This window comes from Streptomyces sp. PA03-6a, assembly GCF_033792765.1.
Classification (GTDB): domain Bacteria; phylum Actinomycetota; class Actinomycetes; order Streptomycetales; family Streptomycetaceae; genus Actinacidiphila.
In genome coordinates, this window is sequence record NZ_JARAVK010000134.1 from 1 (window position 1) to 25,160 (window position 25,160).

The 25,160-nt window shown below is 72.6% G+C and carries 14 protein-coding genes and 1 pseudogene; 8 read left to right on the forward strand and 7 right to left on the reverse strand.

The annotated features are described in order from the left end of the window. The 3 genes and pseudogenes from PV350_RS28055 to PV350_RS28065 form a co-directional block, all read left to right on the forward strand. Positions 1-415: pseudogene (locus PV350_RS28055) on the forward strand (ComF family protein); the annotation flags it as partial. Between the two features lie 485 nt (positions 416-900). Then, positions 901-1,584, forward strand: a complete 684-nt coding sequence (gene hpf, locus PV350_RS28060) for a ribosome hibernation-promoting factor, HPF/YfiA family (RefSeq protein WP_500330120.1) — start codon at positions 901-903, stop codon at positions 1,582-1,584. Positions 1,585-1,756: 172 nt separating this feature from the next. Next, complete coding sequence (locus tag PV350_RS28065; protein ID WP_499512145.1) at positions 1,757-2,509, forward strand: transcriptional regulator; 753 nt, start codon at positions 1,757-1,759, stop codon at positions 2,507-2,509. 10 nt (positions 2,510-2,519) lie between these two features. Here the strand turns inward: PV350_RS28065 and PV350_RS28070 are convergent, their stop codons facing one another. Together PV350_RS28070 and PV350_RS28075 are read right to left on the reverse strand one after the other, a co-directional pair. Further along, a complete protein-coding gene (locus PV350_RS28070; RefSeq protein WP_499512144.1) occupies positions 2,520-3,683 on the reverse strand; it encodes a winged helix-turn-helix domain-containing protein in 1,164 nt (387 codons plus the stop codon). A 95-nt stretch (positions 3,684-3,778) separates the two neighbouring features. Beyond that, positions 3,779-4,369 (reverse strand): GNAT family N-acetyltransferase, encoded by a 591-nt coding sequence (locus tag PV350_RS28075; protein WP_500336727.1) that lies wholly within the window; start codon positions 4,367-4,369, stop codon positions 3,779-3,781. A 207-nt stretch (positions 4,370-4,576) separates the two neighbouring features. Between PV350_RS28075 and secA the strand changes: the two genes are divergently transcribed. Beyond that, positions 4,577-7,369 carry a preprotein translocase subunit SecA gene (gene secA / locus PV350_RS28080; RefSeq protein ID WP_499512142.1) on the forward strand — a complete coding sequence of 931 codons (2,793 nt, stop codon included), beginning with the start codon at positions 4,577-4,579 and terminating at the stop codon, positions 7,367-7,369. A gap of 65 nt (positions 7,370-7,434) precedes the next feature. On the opposite strand, the gene PV350_RS28085 is transcribed toward secA, so the two are convergent. Continuing rightward, positions 7,435-7,866 (reverse strand): Rv3235 family protein, encoded by a 432-nt coding sequence (locus PV350_RS28085; protein WP_500336729.1) that lies wholly within the window; start codon positions 7,864-7,866, stop codon positions 7,435-7,437. A gap of 138 nt (positions 7,867-8,004) precedes the next feature. Here PV350_RS28085 and PV350_RS28090 point away from each other — a divergent pair, with 138 nt between their 5' ends. Both PV350_RS28090 and PV350_RS28095 read left to right on the forward strand, forming a co-directional pair. Further along, positions 8,005-8,511, forward strand: a complete 507-nt coding sequence (locus tag PV350_RS28090; RefSeq protein ID WP_499512140.1) for a DUF6912 family protein — start codon at positions 8,005-8,007, stop codon at positions 8,509-8,511. Between the two features lie 81 nt (positions 8,512-8,592). Next, positions 8,593-9,246: an HAD family hydrolase gene (locus PV350_RS28095; protein WP_499512139.1), complete on the forward strand. Its 654-nt coding sequence runs from the start codon at positions 8,593-8,595 to the stop codon at positions 9,244-9,246. A 112-nt stretch (positions 9,247-9,358) separates the two neighbouring features. On the opposite strand, the gene PV350_RS28100 is transcribed toward PV350_RS28095, so the two are convergent. After that, positions 9,359-9,925, reverse strand: coding sequence for a DJ-1/PfpI family protein (locus PV350_RS28100; RefSeq protein ID WP_499512138.1), 567 nt, complete (start codon positions 9,923-9,925; stop codon positions 9,359-9,361). A gap of 299 nt (positions 9,926-10,224) precedes the next feature. On the opposite strand from PV350_RS28100, the gene PV350_RS28105 reads away from it, so the two are divergent. Beyond that, entirely contained in the window at positions 10,225-15,153 is a 4,929-nt protein-coding gene (locus tag PV350_RS28105) for an NAD-glutamate dehydrogenase (RefSeq protein WP_499512137.1), read from the forward strand. A 73-nt stretch (positions 15,154-15,226) separates the two neighbouring features. On the opposite strand, the gene PV350_RS28110 is transcribed toward PV350_RS28105, so the two are convergent. The 3 genes from PV350_RS28110 to PV350_RS28120 all read right to left on the reverse strand — a co-directional run bounded on the left by PV350_RS28110 (position 15,227) and on the right by PV350_RS28120 (position 22,840). Beyond that, a complete protein-coding gene (locus PV350_RS28110; protein ID WP_499512136.1) occupies positions 15,227-16,750 on the reverse strand; it encodes a hypothetical protein in 1,524 nt (507 codons plus the stop codon). Between the two features lie 100 nt (positions 16,751-16,850). Continuing rightward, positions 16,851-19,133, reverse strand: a complete 2,283-nt coding sequence (locus PV350_RS28115) for a bifunctional glycosyltransferase/CDP-glycerol:glycerophosphate glycerophosphotransferase (protein ID WP_500336731.1) — start codon at positions 19,131-19,133, stop codon at positions 16,851-16,853. A 17-nt stretch (positions 19,134-19,150) separates the two neighbouring features. Then, on the reverse strand, positions 19,151-22,840 hold the full coding sequence (locus tag PV350_RS28120; RefSeq protein WP_500336733.1) for a bifunctional glycosyltransferase/CDP-glycerol:glycerophosphate glycerophosphotransferase: 3,690 nt from the start codon (positions 22,838-22,840) through the stop codon (positions 19,151-19,153). A 136-nt stretch (positions 22,841-22,976) separates the two neighbouring features. On the opposite strand from PV350_RS28120, the gene PV350_RS28125 reads away from it, so the two are divergent. Further along, a partial coding sequence (locus PV350_RS28125) for a bifunctional glycosyltransferase/CDP-glycerol:glycerophosphate glycerophosphotransferase (RefSeq protein ID WP_500336735.1) occupies positions 22,977-25,160 on the forward strand: 2,184 nt, incomplete at its 3' end.

Consider the following 25,160-nt stretch of genomic DNA (forward strand, 5'->3'; position numbering starts at 1 on the left):
CCTCGTCCCCGTCCCCTCCTCCCGCCGGGCCGTCGCGGTCCGCGGCCATGACGCGACCCGCCGCCTCGCCCTCGCCGCCGCCGCGGACCTGCGGCGCGACGGGCTGTCCGTCCGGGTGGCCGCGGTGCTGCGGCAGCGGCGCGCGGTAGCCGACCAGTCGGGCCTCGGCGCCCGCGACCGGCCCGCGAACCTCTGCGGTGCCCTGACGGCCGTGCGCGGTGCCGGCCGCCTCCTGGGGACCGCGCCCGTGGTGCTGGTGGACGACCTGATGACCACGGGCGCCTCGCTCGCCGCCGCGGCCCAGGCGGTCGAGGACGCCGGGGGCCGGGTCCTGGCCGCGGCAGTGGTCGGCGGCCCGGCGCCGCCGCGCCACCCGGCGGGCGCTGCGGGTGATCCGGGCGCGTCGGGCGCTTAGGGCGGCGGGGAAGGTTGGGCGCCCCGGGCGGCCCCGACGCGGAAAGCCGGGCGGGCGGGGCTCCGACCGCGGGCCGGGTGGACGGCCGGACGGGCGCCCGAACAGGTGGCCGAACGGGAAGCGGAATCCGAAGGTCAGAGCGGATCTCGCAGGTCGCACAAGGGGCATTTCACCCGAAGGGAGGTATAGCGCTTCTGGGGGTGCCGACCCCGGGTCCGCGGGTCTATGTTCGGTGGTGAGGGGCGGCGGCGCCCGCTGTGGGCCGCCGTTTCACGGACCGCGGGACGTGGTTCACCCATGGTTCAGTGGGTGAAGATCTGTCTCGCGGGGGAGGAGGAGGTGAGAGTCGCGGCTTCGCCGCCCGGGAAGCCTCCGAGCGCGCGGAGCGGCAACGAACGTCGACGCCGGGCGGGACCTGGTGCCCGCCGGCCTCAGCGCAAGGGATCGTCCCGTGAGACCGAGGCGATCCGGGAACGGAGTTCTGCGTGGACATCGTCGTCAAGGGCCGCAAGACCGAGGTGCCCGACCGGTTCCGGAAGCACGTGAACGAGAAGCTGGAGAAGATCCAGAAGCTCGACGGCAAGGTGATGAGCCTCGAGGTCGAGGTGTCCAAGGAACCGAACCCCCGGCAGGCAGACCGTTCCGACCGGGTGGAGATCACGCTGCGCACCCGTGGCCCGGTGATCCGGGCCGAGGCCGCCGCGACCGATCCCTACGCGGCGCTCGACGTCGCGGCGAACAAGCTTGAGGCGCGGCTGCGCAAGGCGGCCGACAAGCGCCGGGTGCACCGCGGCGGCAGCCGTACTCCCATGAGCGTGGCGGAGGCGACGGCCGGACTGGCCATGACCGAGTTCAACGGCACGCCGACCGGCGGGGAGACGTCCACAGGCGTGCCCACCACCAAGATCGGCGGCTGTCTCGAGGTCCAGGGTGAAGGACCCCTGGTGGTTCGCGAGAAGACGCACGCGGCAGCACCGATGACGCTCGACCAGGCCCTCTACGAGATGGAACTGATCGGGCACGACTTCTACCTGTTCATCGACTCCGACACGGAACAACCGAGTGTCGTCTACCGGCGGCACGGCTACGACTACGGCGTCATCCACCTCAAGGCGGACCCTTCCGTCGAGGATGCGCCGGCCGGCGCGGGCGGAGCGCTCAGCCGGTGAACTAGGGGTCAGGGGCGGCGCTCCCGGGCGGGAAAACGACCATCGCCTGGGGGCGCTGCCGTGCTCGGGCATGGAATCATGGCCGGGCAGCCAATGTACGGGCCGCAGCGCCCGGTTGGCCTGGCACGGACAGTGCGACTACCACGGGCGCCGGCCCGAGGGGGAGGAACCGATGGCGGACAGCTTCGAGCCCGCGCCGGCCGTTGGCGCGGAGCCCGGTCCGGGCGCCGCGGGGGAGGCGGGCGTCGCCGGTGCGCCGCGCAAGGAGCCGATCAGGGTGCTCGTGGTGGACGACCACGCCTTGTTCCGCCGGGGGCTGGAGATCGTGCTCGCGCAGGAGGAGGACATCCAGGTCGTCGGCGAGGCGGGGGACGGCGCGGAGGCGACGGAGAAGGCCGCCGACCTGCTGCCGGACATCGTGCTGATGGACGTGCGGATGCCGAGGCGGGGGGGTATCGAGGCGTGCACCTCCATCAAGGAGGTGGCTCCCAGCGCGAAGATCATCATGCTGACGATGAGCGACGAGGAGGCGGACCTCTACGAGGCCATCAAGGCCGGGGCGACCGGTTACCTCCTCAAGGAGATCTCCACCGACGAGGTGGCCACCGCGATCCGCGCGGTGGCGGACGGGCAGTCGCAGATCAGTCCGTCGATGGCGTCGAAGCTGCTGACCGAGTTCAAGTCGATGATCCAGCGCACGGACGAGCGCCGGCTCGTGCCCGCCCCCCGGCTGACGGACCGTGAGCTGGAGGTGCTGAAGCTGGTCGCCACCGGCATGAACAACCGGGACATCGCCAAGGAGCTCTTCATCAGCGAGAACACGGTGAAGAACCACGTGCGGAACATCCTGGAGAAGCTGCAGCTGCACTCGCGGATGGAAGCCGTGGTGTACGCGATGCGGGAGAAGATCCTCGAGATCCGCTGAGTCCGCCCGGTCAGGAGAGGGCTTCGGCCAGGGCAGCGGCGAGCTTGGGGTCGTCGAGCCGTTCGACGCGGACGCTGTCGCAGCCGACCCATGTGGCGGCCTCGCGCAGTGCCTGCGCCATGGGTTCGACAGCGCGCGCGGACTCCAGCGAGACCTGACGGGCGATCAGGGTGGTTCCCTCGCGGGCCGGGTCGGCACGGCCGACCAGCCGGCCGCCGGCCAGCAGCGGCATCGCGAAGTAGCCGTGTATGCGCTGGGGCTTGGGAACGTACGCCTCCAGGCGGTGGGTGAAGCCGAAGATGCGCTCGGTGCGGGGCCGGTCCCAGATCAGGGAGTCGAAGGGGGAGAGCAGGGTCGTGCGGTGCCGGCCGCCGCGGGAGGCTTCGGCGAGGGCGGTGGGGTCGGCCCAGGCGGGCTTGCCGCCCCAGCCTTCGACCTGGACGGGGACGAGCCCGGTGTCGGCGATGACCGAGTCGACCTGCTCGGCCTTGAGCCGGTGGTAGTCGGCGAGGTCGGCCCGGGTGGCGACGCCCAGCGCGGCGCCGGCTTGGGCGACCAGCCGGCGCAGGCATTCGGCGTCGTCGATGTCGTCGTGGAGGAGGGCGTCGGGAACCGCCCGTTCGGCGAGGTCGTAGACGCGTTTCCAGCCGCGCCGCCGGGTGCAGACGACCTCGCCGGTGTCGAGCAGCCACTCCACCGCGATCTTCGTCTCCGACCAGTCCCACCAGGGGCCGCCGTTCTTGGCGCCGCCGAGTTCGGTCGAGGTCAGCGGGCCGTCGGCCTTGAGCCGGTCCAGGACGGCGGCGGTGGAGCGGTCGGCGTCCTGCAGCACGTGCCAGCGGTGGCCGCGGGCCCGCCGGGCGCGGCGGCGGAAGGCGAAGTGCGGCCATTCCTCGACGGGGAGGATGCAGGCGGCGTGCGACCAGTACTCGAAGGCGTGGTTCTCCGTCCAGTACGCGGCCTCGACCGCGGTGCGGCCGACGGCGCCGAGGCGGGCGTACGGGATGAGCTCGTGGGAGCGGGCGAGCACGGAGATGGTGTCGAGCTGCACCGCACCCAGCCGCCGCAGGACGCCGCGGACGCCGCCGCGGCGGTCGGGGGCGCCGAGGAAGCCCTGGGCGCGCAGGGCGGTCCGGCGGGCGTCGTCGGCGGAGAGGGCCACGGGCGTCGTCATGGGCCCACCCTAGAAGGCGCCACTGACAATTCCGGTCCGGGCCTGGCCGCGGGGCCCGTCCCGGGAGCCCGCGGCCAGGCCGGCCGCCGCCGCGGTCACCCGCCCTGGTGCGGGAGGTAGGCGGCCCCGCCGCTCAGGCCGAGGTCGGAGGGGAGCAGGGAGCCGATCCACGCGTCCCGCCGGGTGCCCTGGTGGACGATCTTGGCGCGCATGGTGCCCTCCATCCGGAAGCCCGTCTTGAGGGCGACCGCGCGGGAGCCGGCGTTGCCCGCCTCGGCGTACCACTCCAGGCGCTCCACGCCGAGCTCCTCGAAGGCCCAGCGGGCGACGGCGCGGGCGGCTTCGGCGGTGAGGCCGCGGCCGCGCTGTTCCTTGGCGGTCCAGTAGCCGAGTTCGGCCTGCCGTTCCGCGGTGTTGAGCTGGGCCAGCCGCACCAGCCCCATGGCTCCCACCAGGCGTCCCTCGTCGCGCGTGGTGACGGCGAAGTTGTAGACGGTGTCGTCGCGCCAGCCGTCGGGGCAGGTCCGGGTGACGAACTCCTGCGCATGCTCGTGGGTGTACGGGGACGGCACCGGTGTCCAGCGCGGGATCTCCGGGTCCTGGCAGGCGACGCGGACGGCCTCGGCGTCGTCCGGTCCGAAGGGGCGCAGGACGAGGCGGTCGGTGGTGAGGGTTATCGGCTCCATGCGTCGGAGTATCCCCGAGGCAGGGGTGCGGTCTCGACCGGAAAAGACCGGATCGGGAGGGCGGCCGGCGGGGAGAACCGCCCGGCTTGGTGACGGACCTCCCGGCCCGCTGGTGTCCTCGCTTACGATGGCCGTTGCAGCGGGGTGTGACCTGCTGTGCCAGCGCGCGAAACCGTGCCAGGCCCGACCGGCAAGGAGCCAGCCTACGTGTCCGTCCTCAACAAGATCCTGCGTGCAGGCGAAGGCAAGATCCTGCGCAAGCTGCACCGCATCGCGGACCAGGTCAATTCCATTGAAGAGGACTTCGTCAATCTGACGGACGCCGAGCTGAGGGCCCTCACGGACGAGTACAGGGAGCGCTACGCCGACGGCGAGAGCCTGGACGACCTGCTCCCCGAGGCGTTCGCCACCGTCCGCGAGGCCGCCAAGCGCGTCCTGGGTCAGCGGCACTACGACGTCCAGCTCATGGGTGGTGCGGCGCTGCACTTCGGCCACGTCGCCGAGATGCGCACCGGCGAGGGCAAGACCCTGGTCGGCACGCTGCCCGCCTACCTGAACGCGCTGTCCGGCAAGGGCGTGCACCTGATCACCACCAACGACTACCTCGCCGAGCGCGACTCGGAGTGGATGGGCCGGGTGCACCGCTTCCTGGGCCTGCAGGTGGGTTGCATCCTCGCGAACATGACCCCGGCGCAGCGCCGCGAGCAGTACGCCTGTGACATCACCTACGGCACCAACAACGAGTTCGGCTTCGACTACCTGCGCGACAACATGGCGTGGTCGCAGGAGGAGCTGGTACAGCGCGGTCACAACTTCGCGATCGTGGACGAGGTGGACTCGATCCTGATCGACGAGGCCCGTACGCCGCTGATCATCTCCGGCCCGGCGGACCAGGCCACGAAGTGGTACTCGGACTTCGCCAGGCTGGTGACCCGCCTGAAGCCGGGCGAGGCCGGCGCCATGGGCAAGGCGGAGACCGGTGACTACGACTTCGACGAGAAGAAGCGCACCGTCGCCATCCACGAGTCCGGTGTGTCCAAGGTCGAGGACTGGCTGGGCATCGACAACCTCTACGAGTCGGTGAACACCCCGCTGGTGGGCTACCTGAACAACGCCATCAAGGCCAAGGAGCTCTACAAGAAGGACAAGGACTACGTCGTCATGGACGGCGAGGTCATGATCGTCGACGAGCACACCGGCCGCATCCTGGCCGGCCGCCGCTACAACGAGGGCATGCACCAGGCGATCGAGGCGAAGGAGGGGGTGGACATCAAGGACGAGAACCAGACGCTCGCCACGATCACCCTCCAGAACTTCTTCCGCCTGTACTCCAAGCTCTCGGGCATGACCGGTACGGCGATGACCGAGGCCGCGGAGTTCCACCAGATCTACAAGCTCGGCGTGGTCCCGATCCCGACCAACCGCAACCTGCAGCGCAAGGACCGGGCGGACCTGATCTACCGCACCGAGGAGGCGAAGTTCGCGGCGGTCGTCGACGACATCGTCGAGAAGCACGAGAAGGGCCAGCCGGTCCTGGTCGGCACCACCTCGGTCGAGAAGTCCGAGTACCTGTCGCAGCAGCTGAACAAGCGCGGCGTGCCGCACGAGGTGCTCAACGCCAAGCAGCACGAGCGTGAGGCGTCGATCGTCGCGCAGGCGGGCCGCAAGGGCGCCGTCACGGTGGCCACCAACATGGCCGGCCGTGGTACGGACATCAAGCTCGGCGGCAACCCGGACGACCTGGCCGAGGCGGAGCTGCGGCAGCGCGGCCTGGACCCGGTGGAGCACGTCGAGGAGTGGGCGCAGGCCCTGCCGGAGGCGCTGGAGCGTGCCGAGGCGGCGGTCAAGACCGAGTTCGAGGAGGTCAAGGAGCTCGGCGGCCTGTACGTGCTGGGCACCGAGCGCCACGAGTCGCGGCGCATCGACAACCAGCTGCGCGGCCGCTCCGGCCGTCAGGGCGACCCGGGCGAGTCCCGCTTCTACCTCTCCCTCGGTGACGACCTGATGCGCCTGTTCAAGGCGCAGATGGTGGAGCGCGTGATGGCGATGGCCAACGTGCCCGACGACGTGCCGATCGAGAACAAGATGGTGACCCGCGCCATCGCCTCCGCCCAGTCGCAGGTCGAGCAGCAGAACTTCGAGATCCGCAAGAACGTCCTGAAGTACGACGAGGTGCTCAACCGGCAGCGCGAGGTCATCTACGGCGAGCGCCGCCGCGTCCTGGAGGGCGAGGACCTGCACGAGCAGGTGCGTCACTTCATGGACGACACGATCGACGACTACATCGCGATCGAGACGGCCGAGGGCTTCGCCGAGGACTGGGACCTGGACCGGCTGTGGGGCGCCTTCAAGCAGCTCTACCCGGTCACGGTGACCGTGGAGGACCTGGAGGACGCCGCGGGCGACCGGGCGGGCATCACCGCGGACTTCATCGCGGAGATGGCCAAGGACGACATCCACGAGCAGTACGACGGGCGTGAGCAGCAGCTCGGCTCGGAGATCATGCGCGAGCTGGAGCGGCGCGTGGTGCTGTCGGTGCTGGACCGCAAGTGGCGCGAGCACCTGTACGAGATGGACTACCTGCAGGAGGGCATCGGCCTGCGGGCGATGGCGCAGCGCGACCCGCTGGTGGAGTACCAGCGCGAGGGCTACGACATGTTCAAGGCCATGATGGACGGCATCAAGGAGGAGTCCGTCGGCTACCTGTTCAACCTGGAGGTCCAGGTCGAGCAGCAGGTCGAGGAGGTGCCGGTGGAGGCCGGTGCCCCGCAGGACGCGGCTCCGACGCTGGTCAAGCAGGACGCCCGTCCGGAGATCCGGGCCAAGGGCCTGGAGGCCCCGAAGCGGGCCGACCGGCTGCACTTCTCCGCTCCCACGGTGGACGGCGAGGGCGGTGTCGTCGAGGGCGACTTCGAGAGCGACGCGGGCCCGGAGTCGGACGGCATGACGCGGGCGGAGCGCCGCCGCGCGGCCAAGGGCGGCCGGCGCCGCAAGAAGTAGCGTCCGCGCGTTCCGGGGCCGGACTCCTGCGGGGGTCCGGCCCCTGGCTTTCGCCCCGGCGCGGGTCACCGCGCCTCGACGGCGGCGCAGCGCCATCCGGTGCCCGTGACGGTGCCGGTGCCACCACCGGCGCGTGCCGGGCCCTCGCGGCCCGCGCGCTCCAGGCGGAAGGCGAGGGCCCGCACGGCGTGCGGGGTGAGCAGCACGACGGCGCTGACCTCGACGGCCGTCCCGTCGGGGACGGGGCAGACGCGCGGCGGCCCCAGCAGTCGAGGCAGGTGGCCCCGGGAGACGTAGCGCCAGTCGGCGCGGGCGCCCACGAGGTCCCAGAGCCGGTCGTAGGCCTCGGGTTCCATCCGTCCGGCGAGGCTGGTGATGGGCCGCCGTCCGGTGAGGACCTCCAGGAGCCGTCCGGCGAACCAGACGTGCGGTGGCAGGGCGGTGACGTGCCGTGTGGGTGCGGGCGTGGACGCGGGCATGGGTGTGAAGACAGGCATGGTGTGGACCCCCGTGGTCTACCGACTGGTAACCGGGTTCTACGGGGACGGGCGCCGCTGCGGGAAGCCGGGCCCGCGATGTCCGGGGGGCGGTGCGGGATTCACCTATCAGGGGTGGTGCGCCCGTATGCTGACGCCATGCGCGTCTACATCCCCACGACCCTCCCAGGCCTGGCCGAGGCGCACAAGGCGGGTGAGCTGGGCCCTGCCCCGCTGGACGCCTTCGCCGTCACCCCGAGCCTGCGCGAGTGGTACGTCTCCGACGACATCGAGGAACTGGAGTACGCCGCGCTCACCCGCGCCGCCCAGGCCTCCCTGCGGCAGCTGGCGGCCACCCCGGACGCGCCCAGGCGGCGCGTCGTGGTGGCGGTGGACGTCGCCGACGGCGCCGTCTCCTTCGACCCCGACCGCGGCCTGGACCCCTCCGCGCTGGGCGCGGTGCGCCTGGCCGCGCCCGTGCCGATGGCCAGGGCGGCCGCCGTCCACGCCGACGCCGACGAGGCCGAGCAGGACGTCACGGCGGCCGCAGACGCCCTCGGAGCGGCCGACGCGGGGGACGACGACGCCCGCTTCACCGTCGACGGCGCCGAGGACCACGAGCTGCTCTGGTACGCCACCCAGGAGATCCCCTCGCTCATTGCGTGAGGTGACCGTACGAATACGCCGCGAGTGGATTTGACCTGGGCACTTGCCTTGAGGACATGGGGTCTGGGTACGGTTTCGGATGTGAACGCGCATCTCGTGTGGGACTGGAACGGCACGCTGCTCCATGACATCGACGCGGTGATCGAGGCGACCAACGCCTCCTTCGCCGAGATCGGGCTGCCGCGGATCACGCTGGAGCGTTACCGCGAGCTGTACTGCGTGCCGGTCCCCCTGTTCTACGAACGGCTCATGGGCCGGCTGCCCACCGACGAGGAGTGGGAGGTGATGGACGACATCTTCCATCGCCACTACTGGACCCTCGCCGGTACGTGCGGCCTCGCCGAGGGGGCGGCGGAGATCCTGGCGCGGCGCCGCTACGAGGGGCTGACGCAGTCGCTGTGCTCCCTGGCGCCCCACGATCAGCTGATACCGATCCTGCGCACGCACGGCATCGAGCACCACTTCCTCCGGGTGGACGGCCGTACCGAGGGCAGCCACAGCGGCAAGTCCGAGCAGATGGCGCGGCACGTCGCCGCGATGGAGGGCATAGCGGCGGACCGCATCGTGGTGATCGGCGACGCCGTCGACGACGCGGTGGCCGCCAAGCACGTCGGGGCCATGGCCGTGCTCTACACCGGCGGCTCGCACAGCCGGGCCAGCCTGGAGACCGCGGGGGTGCCCGTCGTGGACAGCCTGGAGCAGGCGGTGGAGACCGCCGAGGCGCTCGTCGCCTGAGCCTGAGCCTGAGCCTGTGCCTGAGCCAGAACCTGCGCCCGCGCCTGCACTGAGCCCCGCCCCAGCCCCGGCCCGCGCCCGGGTCCCCGCCGGGGACCCGGGCGGCCGTCCGTCAGGTCACCGGCGCCTTGGAGCGCAGCACCGTGAGGAACTCGCGCATCCACGCCGGGTGGTCCGGCCAGGCGCGCGAGGAGACCACGACGCCGTCGACGACGGCCTCGGAGTCCTGGAAGCTCGCTCCAGCCGCCTCCATGTCCATCTCCAGCGCAGGGTAGGCGGTGACGCGGCGCCCGCTGAGGGCGCCGACGGCGGCCGTCAGCAGGGGGCCGTGGCAGATCTGCGCGACGGGCTTGTCGGCGTCGAAGAAGGCCTTGAGGACCTTGCGCAGCTCCGGGTCGTTGCGCAGGTACTCCGGGGCGCGTCCGCCGGGGACGACCACGGCCGCGTACGCGCCGGGGTCGACGTCCGCGAAGGACAGGTCGGCCGGCCAGGTGTACCCGGGCTTCTCGGTGTAGGTGTCGAAGCCCTCCTCGAAGTCGTGGACGACGAACCTGAGCTTCTTGCGGCTCGGGGCCGCGATGTGCACCTCGTACCCCTCCTCGAGGAGCCGCTGGTACGGGTACATGACTTCCAGCGATTCCGCCGCGTCGCCGGTCACGATCAGGATCTTGGTGGCCATGGCTGGGTGTCCCGCCTCTCACCGTCTGCTGTCCGTCCGCTGCGTGCTGCTGCGCCGCGCTGCCGTCCGGCGCCGCCGTCGTGTGAACGTCTCGATACATCTCCGCGACGCTCCCCTCCTCAACCTGCACCCGCCCGGCCGGACTGTCCAGTTCGTCAAAGATTGGTTCGTGGTTTTGTACACAAAGAGCCCCTGACAGCCCCCCCGGACGTAGCGATAGCCTTACAGCGTGATCAGCGCTGATCCACCGATCACCATCACCTACGTCACGCAATGGCGCGCGACAGGAGCATGAGGACATGCAGACCAAGCTGGACGAAGCAAAGGCCGAGCTGCTCGCACGGGCGGCCCGGGTAGCTGAGAACAGCCCGGCGGGGGGACAACCTGGCCAGGGCCTCGAGAAGGAGGCGCTGGAAGCCTTCCTTCAGCGCTACTACCTGCACAGCGCCCCGGAGGACCTGCTCGACCGCGACCCGGTGGACGTCTTCGGCGCCGCCGTGTCCCACCACCGTCTCGCCGAGGTGCGCCCGCAGGGGACGGCCAACGTCCGCGTGCACACCCCCTCGGTGGAGGAGAATGGCTGGACGTGCAGCCACACGGTCGTCGAGGTGGTCACCGACGACATGCCGTTCCTGGTCGACTCCGTCACCAACGAGCTGTCCCGGCAGGACCGCGCGATCCACGTCGTCGTCCACCCGCAGATGCTTGTGCGCCGTGACGTGACCGGGAAGCTGCTGGAGGTGCTGGACGCCGCGCCCGGCGACGGCGCCGGTGTGCCGCACGACGTGCTGACCGAGTCCTGGATCCACGTGGAGATCGACCGCGAGACCGACCGCGAGGACCTGAAGCAGATCACCACGGACCTGCGCCGCGTCCTGTCCGACGTCCGCGAGACCGTCGAGGACTGGCAGAAGATGCGCGACGCCGCGCTGCGCATCGCCGACGAGCTGGCCGCGACCCCGCCCGCGCTGCCCGAGCAGGAGGTCGGCGAGGCCTGGGAGCTGCTGCGCTGGCTGTCCGAGGACCACTTCACCTTCCTCGGCTACCGCGAGTACGCGCTGACCACGGAGAGCACCCCCGAGGGCGAGGAGGACGTGCTCACCGCCGTCCCGGGCACCGGCCTCGGCATCCTGCGCTCCGACCCGCAGCACCGCGTGGAGGAGTCCGAGAGCGGCCAGGCGGTCTCGCCGTCCTTCAACCGGCTGCCCGCGGACGCCCGCAAGAAGGCCCGCGAGCACAAGCTGCTGATCCTCACCAAGGCCAACAGCCGCTCCACCGTGCACCGCCCGTCCTACCTCGACTACATCGGGGTGAAGAAGTTCGACGCCGACGGCAACGTCGTCGGCGAGCGCCGCTTCCTCGGCCTGTTCTCCTCGGCCGCCTACACCGAGTCGGTGCGCCGGGTGCCGGTGATCCGCCGCAAGGTCCAGGAGGTGCTGGACGGCGCCGGGTTCTCCCCGGACAGCCACGACGGCCGCGACCTGCTGCAGATCCTGGAGACCTACCCGCGCGACGAGCTCTTCCAGACCGGCCCGGACGAGCTGCGCGAGATCGTCACCAGCGTGCTGTACCTGCAGGAACGCCGCAGGCTGCGGCTGTTCCTGCGCCAGGACGAGTACGGCCGCTACTTCTCGGCGCTGGTCTACCTGCCCCGGGACCGGTACACCACGGGCGTGCGGCTGCGGCTGACCGACATCCTCAAGGAGGAGCTGAACGGGGTCACCGCGGACTTCACCGCCTGGAACACCGAGTCGGTGCTCTCCCGGCTGCACTTCGTGGTCCGCGTCGCGGCCGGCACCACGCTGCCGCACCTGACCGACCGCGACGTCGAGCGGATCGAGAACCGGCTCGCCGACGCCGCCCGCTCCTGGGCCGACGGCTTCGCCGAGGCGCTGACCTCCGAGTGCGGCGAGGAGCGCGCGGCCGAGCTGACCCGCCGCTACGCGCACGCCTTCCCCGACGGCTACCGTGCCGACTTCACGCCGCGTGCGGCCGTCGCGGACCTGCAGCACCTGGAGCGGCTCAACGGCGAGGACTTCTGCCTCAGCCTGTACGAGCCGGTCGGCGCCGCCCCCGACGAGCGCCGCTTCAAGATCTACCGCACCGGTGCCCCCGTCTCGCTGTCCGCGGTGCTGCCCGTGCTGCAGCGCCTGGGCGTCGAGGTCATCGACGAGCGCCCGTACGAGATGCGCCGCGCCGACGGCACCCGCGCCTGGATCTACGACTTCGGGCTGCGCATCGACCCGTCGCTGGGCGACCTCGGCGACGACGCCCGTGAGCGCTTCCAGGACGCCTTCACCGCGACGTGGACCGGGCAGGCCGAGAACGACGGCTTCAACTCCCTGGTGCTGCGCGCCGGGCTGACCTGGCGCCAGGCGATGGTGCTGCGGGCGTACGCCAAGTACCTGCGGCAGGCCGGCACGGCCTTCTCGCAGGACTACATGGAGGACACCCTCCGCAACAACGTCCACACCACCCGGCTGCTGGTCAACCTCTTCCAGGCCCGGCTCTCCCCGGACCACCAGCGGGCCGGCAGCGAGCTGACCGACGCGCTGCTGGAGGAGGTGGACGCCGCCCTGGAGCAGGTCGCCAGCCTGGACGAGGACCGCATCCTGCGCTCCTTCCTCACGCTCATCAAGGCGACGCTGCGCACCAACTACTTCCAGCGCGCCGACAGCGGCAAGCCGCACGCCTACGTGTCGATGAAGTTCGACCCGCAGGCGATCCCGGACCTGCCCGCGCCGCGCCCGGCGTACGAGATCTGGGTGTACTCCCCGCGCGTGGAGGGCGTGCACCTGCGCTTCGGCAAGGTCGCCCGCGGCGGGCTGCGCTGGTCCGACCGGCGCGAGGACTTCCGCACCGAGGTCCTCGGCCTGGTCAAGGCGCAGATGGTGAAGAACACCGTCATCGTGCCGGTCGGCGCCAAGGGCGGCTTCGTCGCCAAGCAGCTGCCGGACCCGGCCGCCGACCGCGAGGCGTGGCTGGCGGAGGGCATCACCTCCTACAAGACCTTCATCTCCGGTCTGCTCGACGTCACCGACAACCTGGTCGGCGGGCAGGTCGTGCCGCCGGCCGACGTGGTCCGCCACGACGGCGACGACACCTACCTGGTGGTCGCGGCCGACAAGGGCACCGCGTCGTTCTCGGACATCGCCAACGAGGTCGCCACCTCGTACGGCTTCTGGCTCGGCGACGCCTTCGCCTCCGGCGGCTCGGTCGGCTACGACCACAAGAAGATGGGCATCACCGCCCGCGGCGCCTGGGAGTCGGTCAAGCGGCACTTCCGCGAGACGGGCCACGACACCCAGAGCGAGGACTTCACCGTCGTCGGCGTCGGCGACATGTCCGGTGACGTCTTCGGCAACGGCATGCTGCTCAGCGAACACATCCGGCTGGTCGCCGCCTTCGACCACCGGCACATCTTCATCGACCCCGTGCCGGACGCGGCGACCTCGTACGCCGAGCGCCGCCGGATGTTCGAGCTGCCGCGTTCCTCGTGGGCGGACTACGACACCAAGCTGATCTCGCACGGCGGCGGTGTCTTCCCGCGCAGCGCCAAGGCGATCGCGCTCACCCCGCAGATCCGCAAGGCGCTCGGCATCGAGCAGCCGGTGGCGAAGATGACGCCGGCGGACCTGATGAAGGCGATCCTCAAGGCCCCGGTGGACCTGCTGTGGAACGGCGGTATCGGCACCTACGTGAAGGCCGCCACCGAGTCCCACCTGGACGTCGGCGACAAGGCCAACGACGCGATCCGCGTGGACGGCGGCGATCTGCGCGTCAAGGTCGTCGGCGAGGGCGGCAACCTGGGCCTGACCCAGCTCGGCCGGATCGAGTTCGCCCAGACCGGCGGGCGGGTCAACACCGACGCCATCGACAACAGCGCCGGCGTGGACGCCTCCGACCACGAGGTCAACATCAAGATCCTGGTCAACGCGGTCGTCGCCGACGGCGACCTGACGGTCAAGCAGCGCAACTCGCTGCTGGCGCAGATGACCGACGAGGTCGGCGCCCTGGTGCTGCGCAACAACTACGCGCAGAACGTGGCCCTGGCCAACGGCATGGCCCAGTCCGCCAGCCTGCTCCACGCCCACCAGCGCTACCTGCGCAGGCTGGTCCGCGACGGCAAGCTGGACCGGGCCCTGGAGTTCCTGCCCTCCGACCGGCAGATCCGGGAGCGGCTGAACGCCGGCCACGGCCTGACCCAGCCGGAGCTGGCCGTCCTGCTCGCCTACACGAAGATCACCGTGGCGGAGGAGCTGCTCGGCACCGGCCTGCCCGACGACCCCCACCTGCGGCAGCTGCTCGACGCGTACTTCCCCAAGGCGCTGCACGAGCGGTTCCAGGCGCAGATCGACGGGCACGCGCTGCGGCGCGAGATCGTGACGACGGTGCTGGTCAACGACACCGTCAACACGGGCGGCACCACCTTCCTGCACCGCTTCAAGGAGGAGACCGGGGCCACCACCGAGGAGATCGTGCGGGCGCACACCGCGGCCCGCGCCATCTTCGGCCTGGGCGGCATCTGGGACGAGGTGGAGGCGCTGGACACGGTCGTCGCGGCCGACGTCCAGACCCGGATCCGGCTGCACTCGCGGCGGCTGGTCGAGCGGGGCACCCGCTGGCTGCTGAACAACCGGCCGCAGCCGCTGGCCATCGCGGAGACGATCGACTTCTTCCGCGAGGGCGTCGCCACGGTGTGGGCGGTGCTGCCGAAGCTGCTGCGCGGCGCCGACCTGGAGTGGTACGAGTCGATCCACGACGAGCTGACCGGCGCGGGCGTGCCGGAGGAGCTGGCGACTCGGGTCGCCGGGCTCTCCTCGGCCTTCCCGGCGCTCGACATCGTCGACGTCGCCGACCGGACCGGCAAGGACCCGCTGGCGGTCGCCGAGGTCTACTACGACCTCGCCGACCGGCTGCAGATCACGCAGTTGCTCGACCGGATCATCGAGCTGCCGCGTGCCGACCGCTGGCACTCCATGGCCCGCGCGTCGATCCGCGAGGACCTCTTCGCGGCGCACGCGGCCCTCACCCAGGACGTGCTGTCCGTCGGCAACGGCTCCTCCACCCCGGAGCAGCGCTACCAGGCGTGGGAGGAGTCCAACAGCGCGCTGATCGGGCGGGCGAGGACGACGCTCGACGAGATCCAGGGATCGGAGAGCTTCGACCTGGCGAACCTGTCGGTGGCGATGCGGACGATCCGCTCGCTGCTGCGGGCCCGCCGCTGACGCCGGGACGGCGCACGTACGACGGCAGGGGCCGGGGAGCACGCGCTCCCCGGCCCCTGCCGCGTGGACGGGCTCAGCCGACCCGGTACAGCCGTTCGCCGGTGCGGGGGCCCTGGGCGACCTGGACGCCGCCCGGCGGGGCCGGGTCGTCCGCCTCGGTCATCACCCACTTCACGTGGTAGCGGCGGGCGATGGCCAGGCGCTGGTCCGTGGGCGTCGCGGGGGCCAGGTAGGCGCGTACGTCGGCCTCGCGGCGCTCGCGGTCGGCCGCCGTCGTCGACGGGTCGGGCCAGGCCGGTGACACCAGGAACGCGCCGTAGGCGGGCATGACGTGCTTGGGGTTGTACCCGTCGGTCAGGAGGACGTCGCCGACGGCGACGTGCGCTTGCGCCCACAGGTAGCCGGGCCAGGTGCCCAGCCGCTGCAGGTGCAGCGCGGGCGGCACGTAGCGCGCCGGTACGACCGCGCCCGCCTGCGCCAGCAGTCCCGCGCAGGCCGCCACCGCCGCCAGCGGGGCCAGCACGGTGCGCAGCGCGGTCCACGGCGGGGCCTGCGCGAGTTCCACCGCCAGCGCGAACTGCAGCGGTACCAGCAGCAGCCCGAAGATCCGCCCGAAGGAGTAGGAGCCGCTCAGCCAGCCGTAGGCGGCGACGGCGCAGTCCGCGGCGAACATCAGCACCAGTGGGTCGAAGCGGTTCAGCCGCAGCCGGCACAGCAGCGCCGGCAGCCCGGCAAGGGCCAGCCCGTACCACTGCCACAGGTCCGCGTACAGCCGCCGGTGGACGTCGTCGACGGTGGGGTCGCCGAGCAGCGCGGAGAGGCTGAAGTACGGCCACCAGGCGGCGACGGCGAAGGCGACGGCCGCGGTCAGCGCCCACCGGCCGAGGACCCCGGCGGCGACCGGCATGCGCTGCATGCCGATGACGATGGCGACCACGCCGATGAGGGTGCCCATCGCCGTGAAGGGGTGCACGAGCAGCACGGTCCCGATGAGCAGTCCGAGCCAGGCGTGCAGCCACGTCCCGGCGACGCCGCGGCGGGCCGCCCGCGCGGTCAGCGCCCACACCCAGAACGTCACGCCGACGGCGAAGGCACTGGGGTAGGTCAGTCCCCGGATCATCGACTGCAGACCGAGGAAGCCGCTCCACTCCTTGTGCTGCGGCCCCCACAGCAGGACGAACGCGGCGAGCGCCAGCACCGGCGCCCAGCGCCGGTTGCTCAGCACGCGGGTGAAGGCGCCGATGCCGGTGACGACCAGCGCCAGGTTGACCGGGCCGCACCCCTTGAGCAGCTGCCAGCCCGGTACGCCCGTCAGGTGCGACAGCAGCCCCAGCACCACGGTGTACGGGGTGAAGTAGGGGCTGCCGGTGCCCGGCACGTCGAGCAGCGGGTTGGCCGGGTGCCGCCAGTCCGTGGCGATCCGCTCGATCGCGGCGGCGTGCTGCCCGAAGTCGGAGGCGACCGGCGACTGCCAGGTGCGGTAGGCCACCACCGCCCAGAAGAGGGTGCCGAGGATCAGGTACGGGGAGGGCCTGCGCACGTCCCGCAGCTCGTACGCCTGGATCCGCCAGTCCCGCTGGGTCAGCACGCCGGTCACCGCAGCCCTCCCGGCCGTCGTCGGCTCGTCACCTCGTTCCCCTCGATGCTTGATCGTGACGGACGCGGCTGCATCCCGGCGGGGCCCGTACGGGGCGTCGCTACGGCCGTGCGGCGGCCTCCTGCGGACCGGAGCGCGGTCCCTGCGGCGGGGCGCCGGCCAGGAGCGCGGGAGCGGGTGCGGGGGTGCGGGCCTCCAGGGGCACGACGGGCAGCGGTTCGCTCTCGCCGAGGAAGACCCGCCGAACGACCCGCTCGGCGGCCCGGCCGTCGTCGAAGGCGCAGAAGCGGCGGCGGAACGCCTCCCGCAGCACGGCCGCCTCCGGGCTGTTCCAGACGCCGTCGCGGAAGACCGCGATCAGCTCGTCGTCGCTGGTGGAGACGGCGCCGGGGGTCTCGCCGGGGGCGCCGGACAGCAGGTCGAAGTAGACGCCACGACTGGCCCGGTAGACCGGCCAGTCGTCGGCGTGGACGACGATGGGCCGGTCGAGGAGCGCGTAGTCGAACATGATCGACGAGTAGTCGGTGACCAGGGCGTCGGCGGCCAGGCACAGCTGTTCGACCGACGGGTGCCGGGAGACGTCGATCAGCAGCCCTTCCTCGTGCAGCGCCTTCAGACGGGCGTCCTCGCCGTGGAAGTAGTGGATGCGGGTGAGCAGGACGAAGCCCTCGCCGAGCGCCCGGCACACCCGTTCCACGTCCAGCCGCGGCACGAAGTTGCGCTGGTAGTCGCGGGTCGTCGGCGCGTACAGGACCGCGGTGCGGCCGGGGGCGATGCCCAGGGCCGCGCGGGCGTGGGAGACCTCGGCGACGCCGGCGGTCAGGAAGACGTCGTTGCGCGGGTAGCCGGTCTCCAGGTGCTGCCAGGAGGAGGGGTACACGCGCTCCCAGACCTCGCTGGAGTGCGGGTTGGAGGACACGCTGTAGTCCCAGCGGTCCACCCGCTCCAGCAGCCGGCGGAAGCTCATGCCCTTGGCGGAGGCGGGGTAGCGCTGCTGGTCGATGCCCATCTTCTTCAGCGGGGTGCCGTGGTGGGTCTGCAGGTGGACGCTGCCGGGCCGCTTGCGGACGTCGTTGGGGAAGTTGACGTTGCTGATCAGGTACGTGGCCCGGGCCATCAGCCGCCAGTAGCGCCGGGTGCGCGGCACGACGTAGTCCACGCCCTTGGGCACCCGCGGGACGTCGGACTTGCGGACCAGCCACACCCCGTGGACGCCCGGGGCGATCTCCCGTGCCTTGTGGTAGATCGCGGCCGGGTTGCAGAACACCCCGCGGTCCCAGTACGCCGAGTACACCGCGAGGTTGGGGTCGAGCGGCCGCCGCAGGTGGTAGGCGTACAGGGCGGCCTTGGCCCGCTGCGCGACCTGCCGGCGCAGCCGCCGCCTGCGCCGCGTCAGCTCCTTGCGGGCCTCGCGCGGTACGTCGCCCAGCCGGGCCAGCAGCCAGCTGCCGCGGGCCAGCCGCCGGTAGGCGGTGGCCTTGTCCGCGGGCGGCACGAACCCCTCCGGCAGGTGGCGGGCGTACCAGCGGGCCGCGAGCCGGAAGAACGCGCCGCGCAGCCGCGGCGGGATCCGGTCGGGGTTGCCGAGGCAGAACAGGAAGTGGCTGACGGCCCGCTCGAACAGCATCGGCCGCAGCGGCGCGAGGTGTTCGCGGCCGGGCGCGTCGAGGAAGTCGAAGAGCCGGGTGTACTGGTCGAGGATGACGAAGTGGTTGCGGCCCGGGCTGCGGGTGCTGGCGCCGCTGCGCCGCTGCCGGTACTCCAGCACCGCCCGGGCCAGGCAGGAGATGCGTTCGGCGCTGAGCATCGTCACGTACGAGACGAGGGCGTCCTCGTAGATGCCGTCGCTGAAGGAGAAGCCGTGCCCCCGGTAGAAGGCGCGGCGGTAGACCCGGTTGGAGGTCATCGCGAACAGCCGCAGGAACTCGGGGCGTTCGGTGATCCGGAAGACGTCGGTGCCGGCCGAGGCGAGCAGGTCGCCGAAGACGCTCTTCTCGGCCGCCTCCCACCAGTAGGTGCGCACGTGGTCGAAGTAGAGGATGTCCGGGTCGCCGTCCTGCTTCAGCCGCTCGGCGACCGCCTCCAGCGAGCCGGGGGCGAGGGTGTCGTCGCCGTCGAGGAAGAGCAGGTAGTCGCCGGTGGCCCGCTCGGCACCGGTGTTGCGGGCCCGCCCCACTCCCAGGTTCTCCTCGTGGTGCAGCGCGATCACCCGGCAGTCGCGGGCCGCGTACTCGTCGAGGATGCGGCCGCAGTGGTCCGGCGAGCGGTCGTCGACCGCGATCACCTCGAGGTCGGGCAGTGACTGCGACAGCACCGAGTCGAGGCAGGCGCGCAGGTAGCCCTGCACCTTGTGGACCGGGACGATGACGGAGAAGCGGGGCATGTGGATCCTGGGTTCCCTCAGGGTCGGTGACGGTCGGGTTCGAGCAGCCGGTCGACGGCGCGGGCCGCCGCACCGCCGTCGTCGAGGTGGCAGAAGGTCGCGCGGAAGTGCGCGTACGCGTCGGCGCTGTGCCGTGCCACGGTGCCGAGGTCGCGCAGCGCGCCCGCCAGGTCGGCGGTGGACTGCAGCAGCGGGCCCGGGGCCTGGGCCTCGAAGTCGGGGTAGAAGCCGCGCAGGGTGTCGCGGAAGTGCTCCAGGTCGGGGACGAGGAAGAGCATCGGGCGGCCGGTGTTGGCGAAGTCGGCCGCGGGGGAGGCGTAGTCGGTGACCAGGACGTCGGCGACCAGCAGCAGCTCCGCCACGTCCGGGTGGCAGGACACGTCGCGCACGAACCCGGAGCGCGGGGTGCGGACGCGGTCGGCGACCAGGGGGTGGGAGCGGAAGAGCAGCACGTGGTCGGCGCCCAGCGCGCGTTCGGCCTCCGCCAGGTCCAGGTGGGGCGACATGCGGTAGTGCTCGGTGTCGTACGCCAGGTCGTCGCGGCGCGTCGGCGCGTACAGCACGACGGTGCGGTCCCTGGGGATCCGCAGCCGGTCGCGCAGCGCGGCGGCCACCTTGGCGCGGTCGTCGGCGAAGAGCACGTCCGTGCGGGGCAGTCCCGTCTCGGCGACCGGGCCGTCGTAGCCGAGCGCGGCCCGCAGCAGCGGGGTGCTGTACGCGTTCGGCGACAGCAGCAGGCTCCACTGGGCGCCCGGGTCGCGTGGCGGGCGGGGCAGGTGCACCAGGTCCGCGCACAGGGTGCCGGCGAGGTCCCGGCCGGTCCGCTTGAGGGGGGTGCCGTGCCAGGTCTGCAGCACGGTCTGGTCCGGGCGGCGCACGAACCACTGCGGCAGGTGCGTGTTGGTGACGACGTAGCGGCTGCGGGCGAGCGCCTCGTACCAGGCGGCGCTGTGCAGCACGACCGGCCGCGCGGTCGCCGGCGGCGGGGCCTGGCCGTCCCTGACCACCCACAGGTGCTCCAGGCCGTCCGCGGCGCGGCGGCGCAGCAGCTCCTCGTGGACGGCGCGCGGCGAGTCCCCGTACGCCCGCCCGTCGAAGGCGCTGTAGAGCACCGACTCGCGGCGCGGCAGCCCGCGGGTGCGCGGATGGTGGCTCTCGCGCAGCGCCCGCTGCCGGTACGGGCCGCGCTGCGGCTCCGGCACCGTGGGCCGGGCGTCGAGGAACAGCCGGTCGTGGAAGCGCCGGTCGACGCAGAAGGACTTGCCGCCCGCCTCCGCCGCCATCGGCAGTGCCTCGAACACCCCGGGCGCGACCCGCACCGGCGCTTCCGTGCCGGCGCCGTCGCGCAGGTGCAGGTACCAGCGGCCGGCGGGCAGCGGGACGGTGCCGGCGAGGGACTCCAGCGTGCCGGGGCGCACGGTGGCGGTGAAACGGCGCCCCTCGTACGGGCCCGGCTCCGCGGCGTCCTCCGGCACGGACGGCAGCGGCGGGATCGCGCTGGACGGCGGCGGGAAGCCGGGGCGGCGGCCCGGTACGCCGTCGGCCTGGACCGGGACGGCGTGTTCCACGCGGTGCGTGCCGTGGCGGAGCACCAGTTCGGCCGGGCCGGGGGCGGAGCCGGGCGCGAGGCGGCCGGCCACGACCAGGGCGCCCTCGGCGGTCCAGCCGATGGCGTCGGCCACCGGCTGCGGGGTGCGGTCGCGCAGCACCAGCTTCCCCGACGCCTTCGCCTCGACCAGCAGCCGCCGCGGCGTCCCGCCGAGCCGGGGGTCGGTGCCCAGGTCGTAGTGGCCGGCGGGCAGCGCGCCGTCGAGGTGGACGGGGTCGGCGTGCCCGGGGTTCAGCAGCGCGACGTCCCAGCTGTCGGTGTCCTCAGGGCGGATCTCCTTGGGCCCGGCGTCCAGCGCGGGCCGGGCGGCCGCCAGGTCGGCGAGGGGCACGCGGGCCCGGCGGACGCCGTCGTCCCTCTCCCCGGGGACCGCGGGCTCCAGCGGGTACTCCAGCACGGTGGGCGTCGCGGAGTGCGTCAGCCGTACCGCCGTCGCCTGTGGCGCGCCCGTGAAGTCCAGTTCCACCGAGGTGCCGTCGCCGGTCGCCCGGTGGCCGGTCAGCCGCCGTACCTCCGGCTCCACCGACAGGTGCAGCCGCCCCTGCCGGTAGTACGGCACGAGCCGCATGCCGCCGCCGGCCGCGTACGACGGCGGGGACGCCCCCGAGCCCGCGTCCGCGGCCCGCAGGCCCGCCTTGCGGATGACCCCCTTCGCCGCGACGACCACCCCGAGCCGCCAGCGGCCGGCCCGTGGTTCGCCCTGGCGGCGGCCGGTGGTCAGCCGCGCCGGGTCGATGGTGATCTCGAAGCCCGACCAGTCGTAGCAGTGTTCCTCCTGGCGCGAGTTGAGGGTCGCGGCGGGCTCCTGCCGGATCCTGACCGGCAGCAGCACCACCTTGGCCCGGCGGCCGTGGCCGTGGACGGCGACCGCGGTGATGTGCGCGGCGCCCTTGCGGTCGGCGTCGATGTTGCGCAGGTAGGCGTAGCCGCGCAGGACGAGCCGGCCGTTCTCCCGCACCACCTCGCGCACCCGCGCCCGGACGGGGAAGTCCGCGCGCCGCAGCCGGGCCGCCGAGGCCGGCAGGGCGATCCGGCCGCCGTCGGCGCCGCGCAGCACCGCCCGCTTGCGCAGCGGCGGGCCGGTGACGCCGAAGCCGGCGGAGTTGCGCTGCTCGTGGTCGAGCACCGTCAGCAGGTCGTCGAGGCGGTCCTTGACGATCAGGTGCCACTTGATGCGCAGCCCGGCGGTCAGCTCGGGGAAGAGGGTGGGGTCGACCCGGGTGAGCCAGTCGCGGCAGCGGTCCATGAAGACCCGCCGGTACTCGGGGCCGGCCATCGGCAGGGCGTCGATGAAGTACAGCAGGTCGTCGGTGAGGACCGAGCGGTCGTAGGCCCGTTTGAAGGAGGTCCAGCGCGTGCGGGCCGGGTCGCCGAGGAAGCGGCTGACGTGGTCGACGGCGGCGATCCGGTCGCGCACGCCCTTGACGTCGGTGCGGCGCCGGGTGATGGAGCCCTCGCGGATCCGCCAGTAGTAGACGTGCTCGTGCGTCACGTCGACGGCGTCGGCGAGGAAGTGCGCGGGGATGGTGAGCGGGGTGTCCTCGTAGAGCACGCCCTCGGGGAAGGCCAGGTGGTGGCGCTCCCAGAAGGAGCGGCGGAAGACCTTGTTCCAGGCGACCCGGTCGGACAGCAGGCTCAGGTCCCGGGTGATGTGGGTGCCGGTGACGGTGCGGGTCATGTCCCGGTGCTGCCAGGCCTGGCTGCGGCCGTCGGCGGTCAGCCGCCACACGTTGCCGGTCGCGAAGTCCGAGCCCGACCCGTCCAGCAGGCCCACCAGCCGCTCGTAGGCGTGGGGCGGCAGGATGTCGTCGCTGTCGAGGAAGCACAGGTACTCGGTGCGCGGGTCGGCGTGGCGGGTGCCGGTGTTGCGGGCGTGGCCCAGTCCGCCGTTGTCCTGCCGGACCAGGCGGAAGCGCGGGTCGCGGTCGGCGAAGCCCTGGGCGATCTCCGGGCCGGAGTCGGTGGAGCCGTCGTCCACCATGACCACGTCGAGGGCGTCGAAGGTCTGTGCGGCGACCGACCGCAGGCATTCCTGCAGCCAGCTCTCGACGTTGTGGACCGGAACGACGACCGTGAGGCGGGGCGTGCGCGACACCATGGTGACGTGGCCCTTTCCGGACGAGGGCGACAGGGGGCGAGGGGTTCAACTCGTGATCGCGTCCTCGGTCACCTCGCCTGCGCCTTTCGGGTGATCCACCGGGCGCCGGGGGCCGCTCCTGCCTACGCTCGGCGCTATGCCTCGGTTCAGTGTGATCGTCCCGGTATGGAAGACCCAGGGTTACGTCCGTGCGTGCCTGGAGTCGGTGCTCGGGCAGCGGTACGCGGACCTGGAGCTGATCGCGGTCGACGACTGCTCGCCCGACGGGTCGGCCGCCGTCGTCGACGAGGTCGCCGCCGCCGACCCCAGGGTGCTCCCGCTGCGGCGGCCCCGCAACGCGGGGCCCGGCCCGGCCCGGAACGCGGGCGCGGCCCGGGCCAGCGGCGACTACCTGCTCTTCCTCGACTCCGACGACCTCCTCGCGCCCGGCGCCCTGACCGCCCTCGACGCGAGGCTGCGGGCCACCGGCGACCCGGAGGTGCTGCTCTTCGACCACGACCGGGTCGACGTGTGGGAACACCGCACGGAGAGCGGGGACGGCGACTTCCTGCAGGCGGCCGCGCTCGCCGGGCACGCCGTCTTCCGGGCCACCGAGCGCCCGCAGTGCCTGACCGTCTTCCCCGCCGCCTGGAACCGGGTGGTGCGGCGCGACTACTGGGCCGGGTTCGCCTTCGGTGCCGGGCCGTACGAGGACGTTCCGGTGGCGTACGAGATGCTGCTCGCCGCCCCCCGCATCGCCTGCCTGGACCGGGTCTGCGTCACGTGGCGCGGGCGCCGCCGCGGCAGCTTCTCCAGCACGCCGGGCCCGCAGCACCTCGTCCTGGCCGACCGGTACGACGCACTGCTGGCCCGGCACGACCTGCCGGTGCTGCGCGCCGAGCGGGACCGGCGGCTCACGGCCGTCCTGGACGACCCCGGGCGGCTGCGCCCGCAGGACCGCGCCGCCTTCTTCCGCCGAGCCGGGCTGCCGGGCACCTTCGCCGCCCACCGCGCCGCGGAGCTGGGCACCCGGGCCGCCCGGCGGCTGCGCACGCACCGCAACGCCGCCGCCCGCGAGGTGTACCGCCGCTGGTACGCCCTGGAACGCCGCCGCCCGCTCGACGACGACCTGGTGGTGTACGCGGCGTACTGGAACCGGGGGGTGCTGTGCAGCCCCGCCGCGATCTACCGCAAGGCCCGCGAGCTCGCCCCGCACCTGCACGGGGTGTGGGTGGTCCGGCGCGGTGCGCAGGACGCGGTCCCCGAGGGCGTCGACCGGGTGGAGGCGAACTCCCGCCGCTACTGGGAGCTGCTGGCCCGCGCCCGCTTCCTGGTGAACAACGCCAACTTCACCGGGGAGGTCGTCAAGCGCCCCGGCCAGGTCTACCTGCAGACCCACCACGGCACCCCGCTCAAGCACATGGGCATGGACCTGCGCGCCCACCCGGCGGTGGCCAAGGGCATGAGCTTCCGCCGTCTGCTGGACCACGCCGACCAGTGGGACTACTCCCTGTCCGCCAACCCCCACTCCAGCGAGGTCTGGGAGCGGGTCTACCCCGGCGGCTACCTGACGCTGCCGACCGGCTACCCCCGCAACGACGTGTACTTCACCGCGGGCGCCGACGACGTGCGGCGGATCCGGGCCGCGCTGGGCATCCCGGACGGGGTCAGGGCGATCCTGTACGCCCCCACGCACCGCGACTACCAGCGGGAGTTCGTCCCGCAGCTGGACCTCGCCCGGCTGTGCCGGGCGCTGGGGCGGGAGTACCTGGTGCTGGTCCGCGCGCACTACTTCTACCCCGGGGCCGGCCCGGCGGCGCTGCCGGAGGGGGCGCTGGACGTCTCCGCGCACACACCGCTGGAGGAGCTGTGCCTGGCCTCCGACGCGCTGCTCACCGACTACTCGTCGCTGATGTTCGACTACGCCGGCCTCGACCGCCCGATCGTGGTCCACGCCGCCGACTGGGAGGTCTACCGGGCCGCCCGCGGGGTCTACTTCGACCTGGTCTCCGGGCGCCCCGGCGACACCCCGGGCGTGGTCGCCCGCGACGAGGCCGCGATCGCCACCGCCTTCCGCTCCGGTGCCTGGGCCTCGCCGGAGGCGGCCGAGCTGCGGGCGGCCTTCCGGGCCCGCTTCTGCCCCTGGGACGACGGCCGGGCCGCCGAACGCGCCGTACGGCGGGTGCTGCTCGGCGAACCGGAGCTGCTGCCCGTCCTCAAGCCGGACGAGCGCACCCCCGCGCCGCCTCGACCCGGACCTGGCCGTCTTCGCGGCCTGCCGCTACGCCGGCTACGGCGGCGACCCCGCCGCCGTAGCCGGCGTAGCGGCAGGCCGCGAAGA